General features: G+C 67.1%; 13 protein-coding genes and 1 riboswitch. Of the genes, 5 read left to right on the forward strand and 8 right to left on the reverse strand.

Annotation, left to right across the window (positions count from 1 at the left end; genetic code table 11):
• Nucleotides 1-9: 9 nt before the first annotated feature.
• A riboswitch (S-adenosyl-L-homocysteine riboswitch) is annotated at nucleotides 10-85 on the reverse strand.
• A gap of 175 nt (nucleotides 86-260) precedes the next feature.
• The 3 genes from RHOFW104R8_RS03545 (at nucleotide 261) to RHOFW104R8_RS03555 (ending at nucleotide 4839) form a co-directional block, all read left to right on the forward strand.
• Nucleotides 261-1592, forward strand: a complete 1332-nt coding sequence (locus RHOFW104R8_RS03545) for an APC family permease (RefSeq protein ID WP_068092386.1) — start codon at nucleotides 261-263, stop codon at nucleotides 1590-1592.
• A 106-nt stretch (nucleotides 1593-1698) separates the two neighbouring features.
• Nucleotides 1699-3831 carry a beta-agarase gene (locus tag RHOFW104R8_RS03550; RefSeq protein ID WP_068092389.1) on the forward strand — a complete coding sequence of 711 codons (2133 nt, stop codon included), beginning with the start codon at nucleotides 1699-1701 and terminating at the stop codon, nucleotides 3829-3831.
• Between the two features lie 84 nt (nucleotides 3832-3915).
• Entirely contained in the window at nucleotides 3916-4839 is a 924-nt protein-coding gene (locus RHOFW104R8_RS03555) for a hypothetical protein (RefSeq protein ID WP_068092392.1), read from the forward strand.
• Nucleotides 4840-4893: 54 nt separating this feature from the next.
• Here the strand turns inward: RHOFW104R8_RS03555 and RHOFW104R8_RS03560 are convergent, their stop codons facing one another.
• From RHOFW104R8_RS03560 to RHOFW104R8_RS03595, 8 genes are all read right to left on the reverse strand, one after another.
• Complete coding sequence (locus tag RHOFW104R8_RS03560; RefSeq protein WP_068092394.1) at nucleotides 4894-6309, reverse strand: hypothetical protein; 1416 nt, start codon at nucleotides 6307-6309, stop codon at nucleotides 4894-4896.
• A 408-nt stretch (nucleotides 6310-6717) separates the two neighbouring features.
• Nucleotides 6718-8109 (reverse strand): sugar porter family MFS transporter, encoded by a 1392-nt coding sequence (locus tag RHOFW104R8_RS03565; protein WP_068092397.1) that lies wholly within the window; start codon nucleotides 8107-8109, stop codon nucleotides 6718-6720.
• A 49-nt stretch (nucleotides 8110-8158) separates the two neighbouring features.
• Nucleotides 8159-9064, reverse strand: coding sequence for an SMP-30/gluconolactonase/LRE family protein (locus RHOFW104R8_RS03570; RefSeq protein ID WP_082823507.1), 906 nt, complete (start codon nucleotides 9062-9064; stop codon nucleotides 8159-8161).
• Nucleotides 9061-9825, reverse strand: coding sequence for an SDR family NAD(P)-dependent oxidoreductase (locus tag RHOFW104R8_RS03575; RefSeq protein ID WP_068092674.1), 765 nt, complete (start codon nucleotides 9823-9825; stop codon nucleotides 9061-9063). The genes RHOFW104R8_RS03570 and RHOFW104R8_RS03575 overlap by 4 nt, the downstream gene beginning before the upstream one ends.
• Nucleotides 9826-9827: 2 nt before the next feature.
• Nucleotides 9828-10976, reverse strand: coding sequence for a galactonate dehydratase (gene dgoD, locus RHOFW104R8_RS03580; protein WP_068092399.1), 1149 nt, complete (start codon nucleotides 10974-10976; stop codon nucleotides 9828-9830).
• On the reverse strand, nucleotides 10973-11620 hold the full coding sequence (locus RHOFW104R8_RS03585) for a 2-dehydro-3-deoxy-6-phosphogalactonate aldolase (protein ID WP_068092400.1): 648 nt from the start codon (nucleotides 11618-11620) through the stop codon (nucleotides 10973-10975). Before RHOFW104R8_RS03585 ends, dgoD begins: the two co-directional genes overlap by 4 nt.
• Nucleotides 11617-12543 (reverse strand): 2-dehydro-3-deoxygalactonokinase, encoded by a 927-nt coding sequence (locus tag RHOFW104R8_RS03590; RefSeq protein ID WP_068092402.1) that lies wholly within the window; start codon nucleotides 12541-12543, stop codon nucleotides 11617-11619. Before RHOFW104R8_RS03590 ends, RHOFW104R8_RS03585 begins: the two co-directional genes overlap by 4 nt.
• Entirely contained in the window at nucleotides 12540-13265 is a 726-nt protein-coding gene (locus RHOFW104R8_RS03595; protein WP_068092404.1) for a FadR/GntR family transcriptional regulator, read from the reverse strand. The genes RHOFW104R8_RS03590 and RHOFW104R8_RS03595 overlap by 4 nt, the downstream gene beginning before the upstream one ends.
• A gap of 452 nt (nucleotides 13266-13717) precedes the next feature.
• Between RHOFW104R8_RS03595 and RHOFW104R8_RS03600 the strand changes: the two genes are divergently transcribed.
• Both RHOFW104R8_RS03600 and RHOFW104R8_RS03605 read left to right on the forward strand, forming a co-directional pair.
• Nucleotides 13718-14797 carry an aldose epimerase family protein gene (locus RHOFW104R8_RS03600; protein WP_255373070.1) on the forward strand — a complete coding sequence of 360 codons (1080 nt, stop codon included), beginning with the start codon at nucleotides 13718-13720 and terminating at the stop codon, nucleotides 14795-14797.
• An 89-nt stretch (nucleotides 14798-14886) separates the two neighbouring features.
• Nucleotides 14887-16071, forward strand: coding sequence for a 1,4-beta-xylanase (locus RHOFW104R8_RS03605; RefSeq protein ID WP_068092407.1), 1185 nt, complete (start codon nucleotides 14887-14889; stop codon nucleotides 16069-16071).
• The last annotated feature ends 61 nt before the right edge of the window (nucleotides 16072-16132 follow it).

Below are 16132 nucleotides of genomic sequence, written 5' to 3' on the forward strand. Positions count from 1 at the left end.
CTCCAGCAGGCGGAAAGGGCGCCCTTGCGACGGAATCGCAGGCCGAGCGTGGCGGACGGCGTCCGCTGCAGCACCCCTCGGCAGCGATGGCGCCGCGCGATCGTCGCGGCGCCATGAACCGGCAGCACATGACGCACTGCCGGCGACAGTCTTCCGGTGCGGCTGCGGCTTGTCAATTTGCCGGATGGCATGCCGCCGGGCACGGCCATGCGCCATGCGGGACTGGTGGAAACCGCACGGACAATGGCAAGGTAGCCGCCATGCCGATCGAACCCGCCAACGCCTATGCCCGCCGCCTGAACACCTGGGACGCTGCGATGATCGTCATCGGCGGCGTGATCGGGGCAGGCATCTTCATCACGCCGGCCACGGTGGCGCAGAACACCTCGTCCGGTATGCAGGTGCTGGCGCTATGGGCGATCGGCGGCCTGCTGACCCTGGCTGGCGTGCTGTGCTATGGCGAGCTCGGCGCGCGGCGGCCGCAGGCGGGCGGCATCTATGTGTACCTGCGCGAGGCGTTCGGCCTGCTGCCGGCGTTCCTGTTCGGCTGGACGATGGCGCTGATCAACTACCCCGGCAGCGTGGCCGCGGTGGTGACGAAATTCGCCGTCTATTTCTGCCGGGCGCTGGGCCTCAGCCGGCTCTACGAAATGCCGGTAGCGGTCGGTGCGATCGTGTTCATCGTCAGCATCAACCTGTTCGGTATCCGCGCCGGTGCATGGATGCAGAACATCTTCACCGTGCTGAAGGTGCTGGCGATCGCGTTGCTGGTGGTGGCCGGCCTGGTGCTGGCGCAGGGCCAGTTCGGAGTGGCACTGGCGCCGGATACCACGCATCCGGTGTCGCCGTGGGCCTTTGCCGGCGCCTTGCTGCCGGTGCTGTTCGCCTACGGCGGTTTTCATTACCTCAACGACCTCGCCGGCGAAGTGCGCGACCCGCAACGCACCCTGCCGCGGGCGCTGGGCATGGGCATGGCCGGCGTGGTGCTGTGCTATGTGCTGGTCAACTTCGCGTACCTGGCCGGGCTCGGCCACGCCGGCCTCGCCACCAGCATCGCGCCGGCGGCGGACCTGATGCAGAAGCTGTTCGGCGCGCACGGCGCTACCGTGATCGAGGTCGGCATCGCCTGTTCCACCTTCGGTTACTGCAGCATCGCGATCGCCGGTGGCGCCCGCGTGCTGCAGACGATGGGCGCCGACGGCGTGTTCTTTCGCGCGACCGGGCGCGTCGATCCGCGCACGCGGGCGCCGCAGATCGCGCTGGCCGTACTCGGCGCATGGGCAATCGTGCTGACCGTGTCAGGCAGCTTCAACCAACTGCTCAACTACACCACGGTGGGCGAGTGGCTGGGCCATGTGTTCGGCATCGGCACGCTGTTCTGGTACCGCAAGCACTTCATCGACGATCCGGCGCCGTACCGGGTGCCGTTCTACCCGCTGCTGCCGCTGGTCTTCGTGATCACCGTGTTCGGCGTGATCGTGGCCAGCGCCATCCACGCGCCGGGCGACGCCGGCATGAGCCTGCTGATCATCGCGCTCGGCGTGCCGGTGTACTACGGATGGCAGCGCTGGACGCGGAATCGCCCGGCGTAAGGTGACCAGCTTTGTGGGGCGGGCACTGCCCGCCGCTGTTGCGCCATGCGGCCCAAGGCCAGCGGGCGGTGCCCGCCCTGCGAAGCGGGTCCACGTGAGGATGCTGATGAAGAAATGCCATGCATGGATCTGGCTGTGCCTGTGCGGTCTCGGCGCCTGCCACGCATCGACCGCGCCGGGCGTGGCCGATCTGACAGCGCCGGATGCGGCGACCCGTGTCACTCTCGAGCACGTGCGGCGCGTCGGCAACACTGAGCGCGCCGGCGACGGCGTGGCGCAGCAGCGCTACGCGTTCCAGCCGGCGGCGCATCCGCAGGTCGTGATCGCGCCGACGAGCGGCGCATGGGACTGGTCGGGGCAGGGCGAACTTCGTCTGCGCGTACAGAACGCCATGCCGTGGGCGGTGACGCTCGACGTGGCGATCGACGGCGCGGCGCCGGGCCAGCAGTTGCACGCGACGGTGGGCGTGCCGGCCGGGCCGGCGCAGACGCTGGTGGTTCCGCTGCAGGCGACGTCGCCGCGCGGCGAAGGCATGCAGGTGGGGCCGCCGATGCCGTTCGACGAGCACGGCCGGCCGACCCTGCTGGCGACCACGGTGCAGGGCAGGCTGGACCTGCGCAAGGTCGGCGCGATCCGGCTCGGCGTGCCGGCGCCGCAGGCCGCGCAGATTTTGCTGTTCGGCCGCATCGACGTGGCGCCGGGCGCGGCCACCCTGCGCGACGCCTACGCCGGCATCGTCGACCGCTACGGGCAATACACCCGCGGCCGCTGGCCGGAGAAGATCGGTTCCGACGCCGCGCTGCGCACGGCGGTGCAGGCGAAGCCGGCCGTGGTGCAGAACGCCGGATTGGATGCGTATGGAGGACGTCTGGACGTCCAGAGCCTCGATCGTACCGGCTGGTTCCACACGCAGAAGCGGGACGGCCGCTGGCGCCTGGTGACACCCGGCGGCCACGCCTTCTTCTCGCTCGGCGTCAATGTGGCCATCACCGACGGCGGGCGCAGCTACGTGGAGGGGCGCGGGTTCATGTTCGACGGACTGCCGCCCGACCGTGGCGGGTGGGCCGCGTTCTACGGCAGCGACGACAGCCGCCGCCAGGAGCAGGGCGCCAGCCGTGGCATCGGCTACAACCACGGCCGCTGGTTCGATTTCTACGCGGCGAACCTGTATCGCGTCGATGGCAGCAACTGGCTCGCCGCATGGCGCACACGCACGCTGGACCGGCTGCAGGCCTGGGGCTTCAACACCATCGGCAACTGGAGCGACGACGCGCTGGGCCAGGCGCACCGGTTGCCGTACACGCGCTCGATCGAAGTCGCCGGCGATTACGCCAATGTCGCCAGCGGCTACGACTACTGGGGCCGCATGCCCGATCCGTTCGACCCGCGCTTCGTGCAGGCCGCCGAGCGTGCAGCGGTCAAGGCCAGCGAAGGCGTGCGCGACGATCCCTGGCTGCTCGGCTACTTCGCCGACAACGAACTGGCCTGGGCCGGCAGCGGCCCGCAAGGCCGCTGGGGCTTGGCGCTGGGCACGCTGGCTGGCGACGCGAAGAGTCCCGCCAAGCAGGCCTTTATCGCGCTGCTGCGCCAACAGTACGTGGCGCCGGAAACGCTGGCCGCGGCGTGGGGCATCGCACTCACCTCATGGGACACGCTCGACGCCACCGGCTTCGCCGCACCCGCGCCGAACGAGGCGCACCCGGCGATCGAGCGCGACTACAGCGCGTGGCTGCGCCGCTACGCCGACACCTATTTCCGCACCGTGGCGGAAGCGATCCGCCGCCACGACCCGCACCACCTGTTCCTCGGCGGCCGCTTCGCGGTGAACACGCCCGAAGCCGTCGCGGCCTGCGCGCAGTACTGCGACGTGGTCAGCTTCAACGTCTACGCCGACCTGCCGCAGCACGGCTTCGACGCGGTGGCGATGCGTCAACTGGACAAGCCGGTGCTGATCGGCGAGTTCCACTTCGGCTCCGATGATCGCGGCCCGTTCGGCAAGGGCGTGGTGTCGGTATGGAACGAGCAGCAGCGCGGTGAAGCCTATGCGAAGTTCATCGCCGCGGCGGCAAGCGATCCCGTCATCGTCGGCGCGCACTGGTTCGACTACGTGGATCAGCCGGTCACCGGGCGCCTGCTTGATGGCGAGAATTCGCATATCGGCCTGGTGGGCATCACCGACATTCCGTTCGGCGGGTTCGTGGAGGCGGTGACGCTGGCGAACCGACGAGTGCGACCATGACCAGGGGTACTCAGCGAGGCGGTCTGCAGTGTGTCGTGGGAGTAAAGTGAGTCTGATATTGCTTGGATCTCAAGGGGGCAAAGCGTGACCCAGATAGCCGAATTGAACAGCCGGCTTCAAGAGTGCCAGCAGATTTACCAACGAGTGATTGGCATGGCAGGGGACTTGGCTGGCCTAAGGGTTTCGGACATCCCTACGGATCGACGCGTTGCGTTTGCCAATGACGTTTGTAGTCTCTCTCTTGCCCTCATCGCTTTGGGCCGCCTCCTTGTCGCCAAGAACCTATCCGAGGCAATAGGTGAAGTGGCGTCGGGACCATGGAAGTTCTATCGGGAGGTCATTGAGCCCAATAAGAGTCATATCGCCCGGCTAGCATCTGACATATTGCAAGCCATCGGCTATGACATCAGGCAAGAACACATCGAGTTGGGCGGCAAGGGCGACAAGGTCGCTAATATCCTATTCAGTGGCCTTGATTATTGGCGCTTGGATGACAGCGAGTACACGGAACAGGAGCTCGATGAGGTTGAACAGGTGCTTCAGGCTCCATGGTTTGCTCCTGATCGTTGGATTCAGAATGCTTCCAAGGTCTTGCCGGTATTAGGCCCAAAAGCAAAACAGGTGATGCCTAGTTCCTTGCGCATTCGAATCGAGGAGCTAACTCGGTGCTACCTGTTCGACAACCACCTTTCGGTCATTGCGCTTGCTCGGGCGATTCTTGAGTACGCCCTCATTGATCGAGCTTCGAAACTTGGGATCAACCCAAAGAAGCAGGATCAACAGAAACCAGAATACAAAAGACTCGGCAGGTTGGTGGAAGAAGTTGCCGAAAGTCGGCCTGAGCTCAAGAACGCAATGGAGCAGATTGTCGAGGCAGGCAACAGAACGCTCCATCCAAGAAAAGATCGAGAGCACATTATGCTGCTTCCTGAATATCTGAGGGGGCAGGCATTTTGTTCCATACAGGCAATCCATCAGGTCGTCCACGAACTCTATTTGAGCAAGTGACTGGGTGCGAATGTTGGGTGCTATATCAGCTGGTATCGGTTGTGCCGCGGGTAATCACGGTGATGATTTGTCTGGTCCGTGGCGCGAACGTTCGCGCTGCCGGTGCGTCTGCTCGGTCATCGCCTTGAACCGATTCAGTGATTGCAGCCACAGTGCGTCATGGCTGGCCTCGTTCTCGCTGCCGGCATCGGGCACGCGGTTGAACGGGATGCGCATCGGCGCGGCGTCGTGTTCCAGCGCCAGCTGCATGCTGCCGAAGTAGAGCTTGTTGTAGCCGAACTTCGCATTGATGCGGTCGACGAGCGCGTCGACGCGACCTGTGTCGTGCGTCGGCGCGAACAGCGAGCCACTGCTCTGCGTGCGCGGCACCAGACGCATCAAAGTCACGCTGACCGATAATGGCGTGGTGTTCACCGGACCAGGCCACTCCCGCGCATCCTGCGCTCGTGGCACTCGGGCATCCATGCCCAGCGGTAGCGGCCGGCGACGATTGCCGCTGTCGAGCATACCGTTCAACAGGCGCAGCAGTTCGCGGCTGTCGTCGGTGGGGTCGAAGGCGAGGTCGCGTTCCCAGCGCTGGTCGTGGCCGATGAAGCGGATGCGCACGGCCATCGCACCGCTGAGCATCTCTTCGCGTCGCATGCGCATGGCCGCCTTCACCAGCAGCTTCTTCAGGACCGCGCGGGCGCCGTCGGGGGTGCGTAGTTCCGGGCCCAGCACGTGCGAGTGGCCGATCGAGCCGCGTTCGGTGGGCGCGGTCGGCAGCCAGGCGCCGCGCAGCAGGCCCCACATGCGCTCGCCCTCGATGCCGCCCCAGACGCGGCGCAGTACCAGCTTCGAAGCGGCGGTGAGCTGGGCCACGGTGGTGATGCCGGCGTCATGCAGGCGCGCTTCCATCGACGGGCCGATGCCGCACAGGTCGCGCAGTGCCAACCCATGCAGCGCGTGCGGCAGGTCGGCTTGTTCGATCACGGTGAGGCCGTCGGGCTTGCGCATGTCCGAGGCGGTCTTGGCGAGGAAGTCGTTCGGGGCGATGCCGATCGAGCAGCGGATCGCGCCGCCCGGCGCGGCCAGTGCGATCTCTTCTTTCACCTGTTGCGCGATCTGCTCGGCGACTTCGCGCCGGCGCTGGCGGCCGACCAGCTCGCAGGCCACCTCGTCGATCGAGCCGACGCGGGCGATCGGAATGGCGTGGTCGATCGCCTCGATCAGCCGGTGGTGCCAGACCACATAGCGTTCCGGCCGCGCGACGCGGATGACGATGCCGGGGCACAGCCGGCGCGCTTCGCGCACCATGGTGCCGGTGCCCACGCCGAATGCCTTGGCCTCGTAGCTGGCGGCGATCAGGCTGGTGGTTTCGGCGGCCACCGGCGCCACGCCGACCGGGCGGCCGCGCAGCGACGGCTCCTCGTGCTGCTCGACCGAGGCGAAGTAGCTGTTGAAGTCGACGAACAGGCTGCGCAGGCTCATGGCACGTCTCGTAAGCGGCCCGATGATATAGCGCGGGCGGATCTCGCTGTGGGAGACGCCGCGCCGGTTGCGGCGGAGCCGGCTACGCTGGCGCTCCCTGGGGAGAGCGACGGCATGGGAATGCCGCCTGGCGGTTGCATCCCCTGGCAAGCCGTCGAAATTCGCGTGGTGGAGGCAGGGTGGCACGCCGTTCGCCGCGATGGGGTGTCATCGCGCGTGACTCTTGCACCATGAATCGCTTCTTTCGTGTGCGGCATCAACCGGTGCGCGCACGCCGCGCAGCGGATGGTGCGCCGGTACGGAATCGTCCTGCTTCGCTATCGTGAACAACGATTCCCGGGTGATACCCGCTCCGCGCATTCGCATACCGCAACACCAGGCCTGACAACGGCGAATTTCAACAGCCTGTTAGCGACCGATCTCGCGCAGCGGCTTGCCGTGCATCAGGTTGCGTTCGATCTGCTCCAGCGTCACACCCTTGGTCTCCGGCACCAGCCACAGGGTGAGGCCGATGAACAGGATGTTGAGCGAGGCATAGAGCCAGAATGTATGGGCGTTGCCGATGCCGTTGAGCAGGCTCAGGAAGGTGGCGCCCACGATCATGTTGGCGATCCAGTTGGTGAAGGTGGAGCAGCCGATGCCGAAGTCGCGACCCTTGAGCGGCTGGATCTCCGAGCACAGCGTCCACACCAGCGGGCCGGCCGACATGGCGAAGCCGACGATGAACATCAGCAGCATCGCCACCGTGAAGATCTGCTCGGCATGACTGCCGATGCCGCCATGCATCATTGCGCCGACCACGCCCAGGCCCGCGGCCATCACCGCGAAACCGGTGTAGAGGATCGGTTTGCGGCCCCAGCGGTCGATCAGCGCGATGGCGATAAAAGTGGCCAGGACGTTGGTCAGGCCCACCAGCGCGGTGAACCACATCTGTGCGGCCGTGTCGTAGCCCATCGTCTGGAAAATCCGCGGCGCGTAGTACATGACCACGTTCATGCCGGTGAACTGCTGCATGAGCTGGAGCAACACGCCGAGCCCGACCGAACGGCGGAAATTGCGGTTCTCCAGGAACAGGTGCCAGCCGCGCTGGGGCGTCCTCAGCTGCTCCTCGATGTCGGCCGCCTCGCGCAGAACCACGGCCTCGTCGCCGCGTAGGCGACGCAGCACGCCGATGGCTTCATCGCGGCGGCCGCGCATCATCAGCCAGCGTGGGCTATCCGGCAGCAGCAGCACGCCGAGCAGGAACAATGCGCCCGGGATCGCGATTACGCCGAGCATCCAGCGCCAGGCTCCGGTGTAGCTCAGCGCCGTGTCGGAGAGGAACGCCACCAGGATGCCGATGGTAATCATCAGCTGGTAGGTGGAGATCATTGCGCCGCGGATGCGTTCCGGTGCCACCTCGGCCAGGTACAACGGTGCGGTGAAGGTGGCCACGCCGATCGCAAGGCCCAGCACCAGGCGTGCGGCGATAAGCGTGTCGGGCGACCAGGCCAGGCCGGACAGCAGCGAACCCAGCACGAACAACACCGCACCCAGGATCAGCGAGCGCTTGCGCCCCAGCGCGGCGGATAGCCAGCTGGCCCCGACTGCGCCGACCGCCGCGCCAAACATCATCGAACTCACGATCCATTCGATGACGTGGTCGCTTACGGAAAAATCGTTCTGGATGAACTGGGTGGCGCCCGAGATGACGCCGATGTCCAGACCGAACATCAGCCCCGCCAGCGCGGCGAGCACGCAGGTGAAGACGACCGTGGTCCTGGACTGCATGGCTGGAGCTGCGATGACGTGGGTGTTCATAGGGTGTGTTTCCCCGGTAGGCGGTATGGAGGGCGGCGGCTGGTGCCGCCTATGTGGTGGATATTCGCGGCGGCGTGCCGGCAAAGCGTGGTTCCGGCAGGCCGGTGCTGCCCGCCGGTGCTGCAAACAGCGCGCCGGCGGAAGGTTCGGTGGCGAGCGCCCCGGCATCGAGGCCATCGCGCGCGCTGGTGATGTAGAGCGTCGCAAGGTCAGGGCCGCCGAAGGCCGGGCGGGTCGGCTGCGAGACGGGCATGTCGATGCAATGGTCCAGTCGGCCGTCCGGCGTGTAGCACGCCACGCGTCCCAGCCCCCATTGCGCATTCCACAGATTGCCGGCCCCGTCCACCGCCGAGCCGTCCGGCTCGCCGCGCGGATCGTCGAGGCGGGCGAAGGTGCGCGAGGGACCGCAGCGCTCGCCGTAGTCGCAGCACTGGATCGTGCGGGCGGGCGAATCGCAGTAATACAGCGTATGGCCGTCGGGGCTGAACGCGATGCTGTTGCTGATCGCCACACCGGGCAGATCGAGGCGCTCGAGCGAGAGTTCCGCGTTGAGGCGGTAGAAGCTGCCGGCCGGTTGTCGGGCTCTGCCCGCGGGCGGTTCGTGCAGGGTGCCGAACACGAAGCGGCCCTGGCGATCGCAGGCGCCGTCGTTCAGGCGCGTCGGCAGGCTGGCTTCCACCGTAGTGATGGGCGCGAACGTGCCACTGACCGGGTGGAAAAACGCCAGTCGCGAAGTGAATCCTAGCAGCAGCCAGCCGTCGGCCTCGCACAGTGCCAGGCAGGCCAGCCGCTCGGGCATCGGCCACTGATCCGCACGGGCGTCGAGCAGACGGTAGCGCCAAAGAGTCGCGGCATGGATGTCGGTCCAGTACAGCGCCTGCTCGCGCTCGCACCACACGATGCCTTCGCCCAGCGTGTTGCGCGCCTGGAAGACGACCGTGGCGTGCACGTTCATACCCAGCCGCCGTCCACGATGAAGTCCTGCCCGGTACACATGCGGCTGTCGTCGGCGGCCAGGAACAGTGCGGCGCGGGCGAGATCGTCGGCCATCAGATGGCCCGGCAGGCACTGCACGCGAGCGATTTCCGCCTCGCCGTCGGCATCCAGCCACAGGCGCTGCTGCTTCTCGGTGATCACCCAGCCGGGCACCAGCGCGTTGATGCGAATGCGGTCGCGCCCCAGCTCGCGCGCCAGACCATTGACCAGGCCGCGCACGGCGGCCTTGGCCATCGCATACATCGGATAGCCCGCGTTCTTCTTCATCCAGCCGGTGGAGCCCAGGCAGATCACCGAGCCGCCGCCCAGTCGCTGCATGTCCTCGCGTACCGCCTGCGTGGCGAAGTACTGGTGGCGCAGGTTGACCGCCATGCTGCGGTCGAACTCGATTGCACCGGTGTCGCCGAACGCATGCCGTACATCGTTGGCGGCGTTGTTGACCAGCACGCCGATCGGCCCCAGCGCGGCGCGTGCCTTTGCGATGCTGGCGGCGAGTGCGTCGAGGTCGGTCACGTCGCAGGGAAGGAACAACGGACGGTGGCGCGCGTCGCCAAGCTCCGAGGCGAGCTGTTCCCCGTGCTCCCGGTCGATGTCGATGAACGCGACGCGGCTGCCCTGGTGCGCGAAGTGCCCGACGAAGGCGGCGCCGATGCCGGTCGCGCCGCCGCTGACGAATACCGTGCGGTCGACCAGGCTGGGGTAGGTGGCGAACATGGACATGCTCACCACTCCGCCACGCTGCCGTCGGCGTGCCGCCACACCGGATTGCGCCAGCGGTGACCGGCCGAAGCGCGCTCGGCGACGTAGGCTTCGTTGACCTCGATGCCCAGGCCCGGACCGCCGGGGATGGCGACAAAGCCGTCCTGGTAGGCGAATACGCTGCGGTCGCTGACATAGTCGAGCAGGTCGTTGCCGGCGTTGTAGTGGATGCCCAGGCTCTGCTCCTGGATGAAGGCGTTGTGGCAGACCGCGTCCAGCTGCAGGTTCGCGGCCAGCGCGATCGGGCCGAGGGGGCAGTGCAACGCGATCGCCACATCGTAGGCTTCCGCCATCGCCGCGATCTTGCGCGTCTCGGTGATGCCGCCGGCGTGCGAGGGATCCGGCTGCAGGATGTCCACGCCGCCGATCGCCAGTACGCGCTTGAAGTCGTAGCGCGAGTACAGCCGTTCGCCCAGTGCGATCGGCGCCGGCGAGACCGCGGCCAGCTCGGGCAACGCCTCCAGGTGCTCGGACAGCACCGGCTCCTCGATGAACATCAGTTTGTACGGAGCCAGTTCGCGCATCAGCACCTTGGCCATCGGCTTGTGCACCCGGCCGTGGAAATCCAGGCCCAGCCCGACATGCGGACCGACCGCGTCGCGTACCGCCTGCACATTTGCCAGCACCTGCTCGACCTTGGCGTGGGTATCGACGTACTGCATCTCCTCGGTGGCGTTCATCTTCACCGCGGTGAAGCCGCGCGCCACCGCGTCCTTCGCGGCGCGCGCGGTGTCGGCCGGCCGGTCGCCGCCGATCCACGAATACACGCGAATGCGCTCGCGCACCGGTCCGCCGAGCAGCGCGTGCACCGGCTGGCCCAGATGCTTGCCCTTGATGTCCCACAATGCTTGGTCGATGCCGGCGATCGCGCTCATCAGCACCGGGCCGCCGCGGTAGAAGCCGCCGCGGTACATCACGCTCCACAAGTCTTCGATGTGGCGCGGATCCTTGCCGACCAGGTAGTCCGAGAGTTCGCCCACCGCCGCGGCGATGGTGTGGGCGCGACCCTCGACGATCGGCTCGCCCCAGCCGCTGATGCCAGCATCGGTATCAATGCGCAGGAACAGCCAGCGCGGTGGCACGATGAACGTAGTCAGGCGGGTGATCTTCATGCGTGGGATCCTTGCGAATCGAGGTGGCGTCGCCAGGCCTTGGCGAAGGCATGGGCGCGCGCACCGACATCGTCGGCCGCGCGTCCCGGCGCGTAGAGCGAAGAGCCGATGCCGAAGCCGGCCGCACCGGCGGCCAACCATGGGCCCATGGTGTCCGGTGCGATGCCACCGACCGGCAGTACCGCCGTACCGGCGGGCAACACCGCGCGCCATGCCTTGAGCACGGCCGGGGAGGCTTGCTCGGCCGGAAACAGCTTGAGCGCATCGGCGCCCGCGGCGAGCGCGGCGAACGCTTCGGTCGGCGTTGCCACGCCGGGCACGCAGTACAGACCGGCCCGCTTGGCGGCGCGGATCACTGCCACGTCGGCGTGCGGCATCACCACCAGCCGTCCGCCGGCGTCCGCGACGCCGCGCACCTGCGCCGGGTCGAGCACGGTGCCGGCGCCGATCAGGCGCTCGCTGCCGAAGCGCTCGGCCAGCCGCCGGATGCTATCCAGTGGTGCGGGCGAGTTGAGTGGCACTTCCAGGACGCGAAAGCCCGCGTCGGCCAGCATGTTGCCGACGTCAACCGCTTCGTCGGGGCTCAGGCCACGCAGGATCGCGACCAGCGGAAGCGGGTCGAGCCAGGTCTTGAAGTCGGTCATGGACAGGCGTATCCGGTGGTGAGATCGGCCGCCACGGCGACCTGCCAGAGGCCGTGCGCCGTGGTCGTGCCGGGGGTGGCGAGGAAGGAAAGGCCGAGCAGCCCGGCCGCCTGCAGGTAGCGCGCGCACAGCGCGTCCTCGCCGATCACCTGTACGGGCTCGTCCGGCGAGGCCCAGCTTGCGGCCAGCGCCATACGCAATTCGTCGCCGATCAGCAGGCCGGAAAGGAAATCGGCGACCGCGGACGGCGCGAGCGCTCCCTCGAGCATCAAGGCGCGTGCGGAGAACAGGCGTGACAGGGCGCCGGCCGCACCAGCGTTGCGCGATGCCGTGACACCGCGCGCGAAGGCACTGTCGTCGTCGGCCGCGCCGTCAGGAAGGGAAGCACCGAGGATCGAATGCCTGCGCAGCACGGCAAACAGCTCACCGGTCATCACAGTGTTGAAGCCGGTGACGGCGTGGTCGTGCACGCGTACCCATTTGCTGTGCGTGCCGGGCAGCAGCAGGCGGGCCTGGCTGGACAGGGCGGGCCGTTGCGCGAGCAGGCCGGCGATCTGGGTCTCCTCGCCGCGCATGACGTCCGGCCCCGCCGGATCGCGCAGGCCCGGCACGATGTGGAGTTGGCGTCCGCCGGGCGCGTCGATCGTGGTCAGCGCGTCCGCCAGCCGCTCGAGGCGGCACGGTGTGTCGAGGTAAGGCACTTCATGCCAGCCGCCACGGCTGCCGACCATACCGCATGCCAGTACAGGCGCCCGGGGCCAGCCATCGACCGCGAGTTCGAATGCCTCGGCGAAGCCTCCTTCGGGCAGGTGCCGGCTGCCCCAGGGCAGCGCGCGCGCCTCCTCCACGCGACCCTCCACGCCAAAACGGAACGCGCGCAGTCGCGTGCTGCCCCAATCCAGACCGAGCAACGGCGTACTCACGAACCGGCCTTCTTGCGGCGGCGGCCGCGGCTCTGCTGCAGGTTGGCCTGGGAGTCGGCGATCATCGCCTGCATCGCCTTGCGTGCCACTTCCGGCTGCTTGCGGCGGATCGCCTCGAGTACCTTCTGGTGATGCGGCAGCGAGTACTTGAAGTTGGCTGCGGTACGGGCGGACAGGGTGAAGAATGTCCCCAGCGCGGTCTCGACCACCGAGAACAGCGACTGCAGCAGTTCGTTGCCGGTGGCTTGCAGCACCGCGTCGTGGAACTGCAGATCGGCCACGGTCCAGTCGTCGAGAGTCTGCGCCTCGTCCATCGCGCGGTAGGCGGTATCGATCGCGGCGAGCTGCTCCGCGGTGCGGCGGCGCGCGGCGCTGGCGGCGGCGGCCGGCTCGATGACCTCGCGCATCTCCACCAGCTTGTCGACGAAATCGTCAGTCGGCATTGAGGCGCAGCGCCAGGCAAGCACGTCGGCGTCCAGTTGGTTCCAGCAGCGTTTCTCCAGCACCCGGGCACCGACGCCGGTGCGTGATTCGATCAGCCCCTTGGCCGAGAGCACCTTGAGTGCTTCGCGCAATGCAGTGCGGCTCACTTGAAGGCTTTCGGCGAGCGTCTCCTCGCGGGGCAGCACCTCGCCGGGCTTGACCTTGCCGCCAACGATGCGTTGCCCGAGCTCGTGCATGACGTGCCCGTACAGGCTGCGGACTGCGATTGGCTTCCTCATGTACTGCGGCCCCAGGTGGCGTTGGTCGAACCATGCTGCCGGGCTCTGCTGGAGCCCTGATTGTTTGTCATACAAATCACTATAAGCACTTGGCACGTGTCCTGCCAAGGTGCAGCAGAACTTTTTTTCGTTCCTCCGCAGCAGTTCGCAGAAGCATCGATGATGCGCTGCAGGAATTGCACTCAATGTTTGGGCTCGCGGCAGCGTCGTTGTCCACCGGTCACGCGGCGTGGCGATGCCGGGAATGCTCTCTTGCAGACCGGCGCCCCCGCAATGTCGCGCCGCACAAAGAAAAAATTCATTCCTGCGGACACTTGCACGATAATCATACAATGTGTTTGCATGGTTGCACTTCGATGGCGGCAAGGGGTTCGGGGGACATGCAGCGTGCAGGATGGATGGGTTCGATGCTCGGCCTGGCGGCACTGTCGATGACGGTTCACGCCGGGACCATGGCAAGACGGGAGACTTTCGGTGCGATGCCCGACGGCCGGAGCGTGGATGCGGTCGTGCTGACCAACGCGCACGGACTGTCGGCACGGGTGATCGCGCTCGGCGCGAGCCTGCAGTCGCTCAGCGTGCCCGACCGGGAGGGCCATTTCGCCGACATCGTGCTCGGTTACCCGTCGCTCAAGGGCTACCTGGGGAGGCCGCAGTACTTCGGCGCCACGGTCGGTCGCTACGCCAACCGCATCGCCAAGGGGCGCTTCGTACTCGACGGTCATGCCTACCAGCTGCCTGTAAACGACGGCCCCAATTCACTGCACGGCGGTACCCGCGGCTTCGACAAGGTGCTGTGGAGCATCAGCGAGGTCAGCCATGACGCGGGCAAGGCGAGCGTGACACTCACCTACACCAGCCCGGACGGCGACATGGGTTATCCGGGACAGCTGTCGGTCACTGCGACATACACGCTCGACGACGACAATCAACTATCGATCGGCTACCGCGCGACCACCGACCGGCCGACCATCGTCAACCTCAGCAACCACGCCTACTGGAACCTGGCGGGCGAGGGCTCGGGCAGCGTGATGGACCAGCGGTTGACCATCCCGGCCGACGTGTTCCTGCCGGTTGACGCCACTTCCATTCCTACCGGCGAGCAGCGCAAGGTCGACGGCACGCCATTCGACTTCCGCCAGGCCAAGCCGATCGGCCACGACATACGCGTCAACGACCCGCAACTGCTCGACGGCCACGGTTACGATCACAACTGGGTGATCAGTCGCGCACCGGCGTCGGCGCCGCGCACCGTGGCGCGGGTGGAGGATCCGCATTCGGGCCGCGTGCTCACGCTCAGCTCGGCGCAGCCGGGCCTGCAGTTCTACTCGGGCAATTTCCTCGACGGCACCACGGTCGGCACCGGCGGGCACGTGTACCGGCAGGGCGACGCGTTCGTGCTCGAGCCGCAACTGTTTCCGGACACTCCCAATCACCCGAGCTTCGGATCGGCCCGGCTCGATCCCGGCCAAATCTACCGCAACTTGATCGTCTATCGCTTCACCGCCGAGCCGGCGCGCGGCGCGCGCTGACCCGGCCGCTCGCGCTGCACGGCGCCCGGAACGGGTGTCACGGGAAGCGCTTGCCCCGCGCAAGCGTCCGCACACTATGAGGAGATCGCATGAAGTACGCACTGTTGGCCCTGGCATTCGGCGTGAGCGCATTGTTCTCCGCGCGCGCGCCGGCTGCGGACGCCCCGGCGCGCTGGACGCCGGCCCAGGCGCATGCCTGGTACGAACATCAGCCCTGGCCGCTGGGCAGCAACTATGTTCCGGCTGATGCCATCAACGAGCTGGAAATGTGGCAGGCGCCCACCTTCGACCCGGCGCGCATCGACAAGGAGCTGGGCTGGGCGCAGCAGTTGGGCATGAATACCATGCGCGTATTCCTGCACGATCTGCTGTGGAAGCAGGATCCGGAAGGCTTCAAGCGCCGCGTCGACCAGTTCCTGGCGATCGCGAGCAGGCACGGCATCAAGCCGATCTTCGTGCTGTTCGATTCATGCTGGGATCCCGAGCCAAGGCTCGGTCCGCAGCATCCGCCGATTCCCGGCGTGCACAACTCCGGGTGGGTGCAGAGCCCTGGCGTCGCGCTCGCTGATCCCGGCCAGTACCCGCGGTTGGAACACTACGTGAAGGATGTCGTCGGCCGCTTTGCCAAGGACCCGCGCGTACTCGCCTGGGACGTGTGGAACGAGCCGGACAATCCCGGCGGCGGCGACTACGACGCCCGCGAACCGAAGAACAAAGTGGCGCTGGTCGCCGGGCTGCTGCCGCAGGTGTTCGCCTGGGCGCGCAGCGCAGCGCCGATGCAGCCGCTCACCAGTGGCCTCTGGCACGACGACGACTGGTCCGATCCCGCGAAGCTCAACGCGGTCGAGCGTACGCAGCTGGAGCAATCCGACGTGATCAGCTTCCACAGCTACGGTTGGCCAGAGGAGTTCGCCGGCCGCGTGCGCCAGCTCGCCCGCTACGGCCGCCCGCTGATCTGCACCGAATACATGGCACGCGGTGCCGGTTCCACCATCGACGGCGTGTTGCCGCTGGCCAAGAAGCTCGACGTGGGCATGGTCAACTGGGGTTTCGTCGAAGGACGCACGCAGACCACGCTGCCGTGGGATTCCTGGCAACGCCCCTATACGCTGCAGCCGCCAACGCTCTGGTTCCACGATCTGCTGCACGGGGACGGCACGCCGTATCGCCAGCGCGAGGCCGACATTCTGCGCGCGCTCTCGCATGCGCCCCGCGGCGTGGTTCCGGCAGCGGCAGTCAGTTTCCCCGCACCGGCCGATGCGCCACGCCCCTAGAGCGACACGCACCCAAGGTTTTCCAGCCGCGCGGCCAACCCGCCGACGGCATGACCCAACG

The sequence above is a fragment of the Rhodanobacter sp. FW104-R8 genome, assembly GCF_001617365.1.
GTDB lineage: Bacteria > Pseudomonadota > Gammaproteobacteria > Xanthomonadales > Rhodanobacteraceae > Rhodanobacter.

Coding starts and splice junctions, on each gene's coding strand:
- RHOFW104R8_RS03600 (WP_255373070.1), top strand. CDS start 13,718: ATGGCAAGACGGGAGACTTTCGGTGCGATGCCCGACGGCCGGAGCGTG.
- RHOFW104R8_RS03595 (WP_068092404.1), bottom strand. CDS start 13,265: ATGAGGAAGCCAATCGCAGTCCGCAGCCTGTACGGGCACGTCATGCAC.
- dgoD (WP_068092399.1), bottom strand. CDS start 10,976: ATGAAGATCACCCGCCTGACTACGTTCATCGTGCCACCGCGCTGGCTG.
- RHOFW104R8_RS03550 (WP_068092389.1), top strand. CDS start 1,699: ATGAAGAAATGCCATGCATGGATCTGGCTGTGCCTGTGCGGTCTCGGC.
- RHOFW104R8_RS03585 (WP_068092400.1), bottom strand. CDS start 11,620: ATGACCGACTTCAAGACCTGGCTCGACCCGCTTCCGCTGGTCGCGATC.
- RHOFW104R8_RS03560 (WP_068092394.1), bottom strand. CDS start 6,309: ATGAGCCTGCGCAGCCTGTTCGTCGACTTCAACAGCTACTTCGCCTCG.
- RHOFW104R8_RS03575 (WP_068092674.1), bottom strand. CDS start 9,825: ATGTCCATGTTCGCCACCTACCCCAGCCTGGTCGACCGCACGGTATTC.
- RHOFW104R8_RS03565 (WP_068092397.1), bottom strand. CDS start 8,109: ATGAACACCCACGTCATCGCAGCTCCAGCCATGCAGTCCAGGACCACG.
- RHOFW104R8_RS03545 (WP_068092386.1), top strand. CDS start 261: ATGCCGATCGAACCCGCCAACGCCTATGCCCGCCGCCTGAACACCTGG.
- RHOFW104R8_RS03570 (WP_082823507.1), bottom strand. CDS start 9,064: ATGAACGTGCACGCCACGGTCGTCTTCCAGGCGCGCAACACGCTGGGC.
- RHOFW104R8_RS03605 (WP_068092407.1), top strand. CDS start 14,887: ATGAAGTACGCACTGTTGGCCCTGGCATTCGGCGTGAGCGCATTGTTC.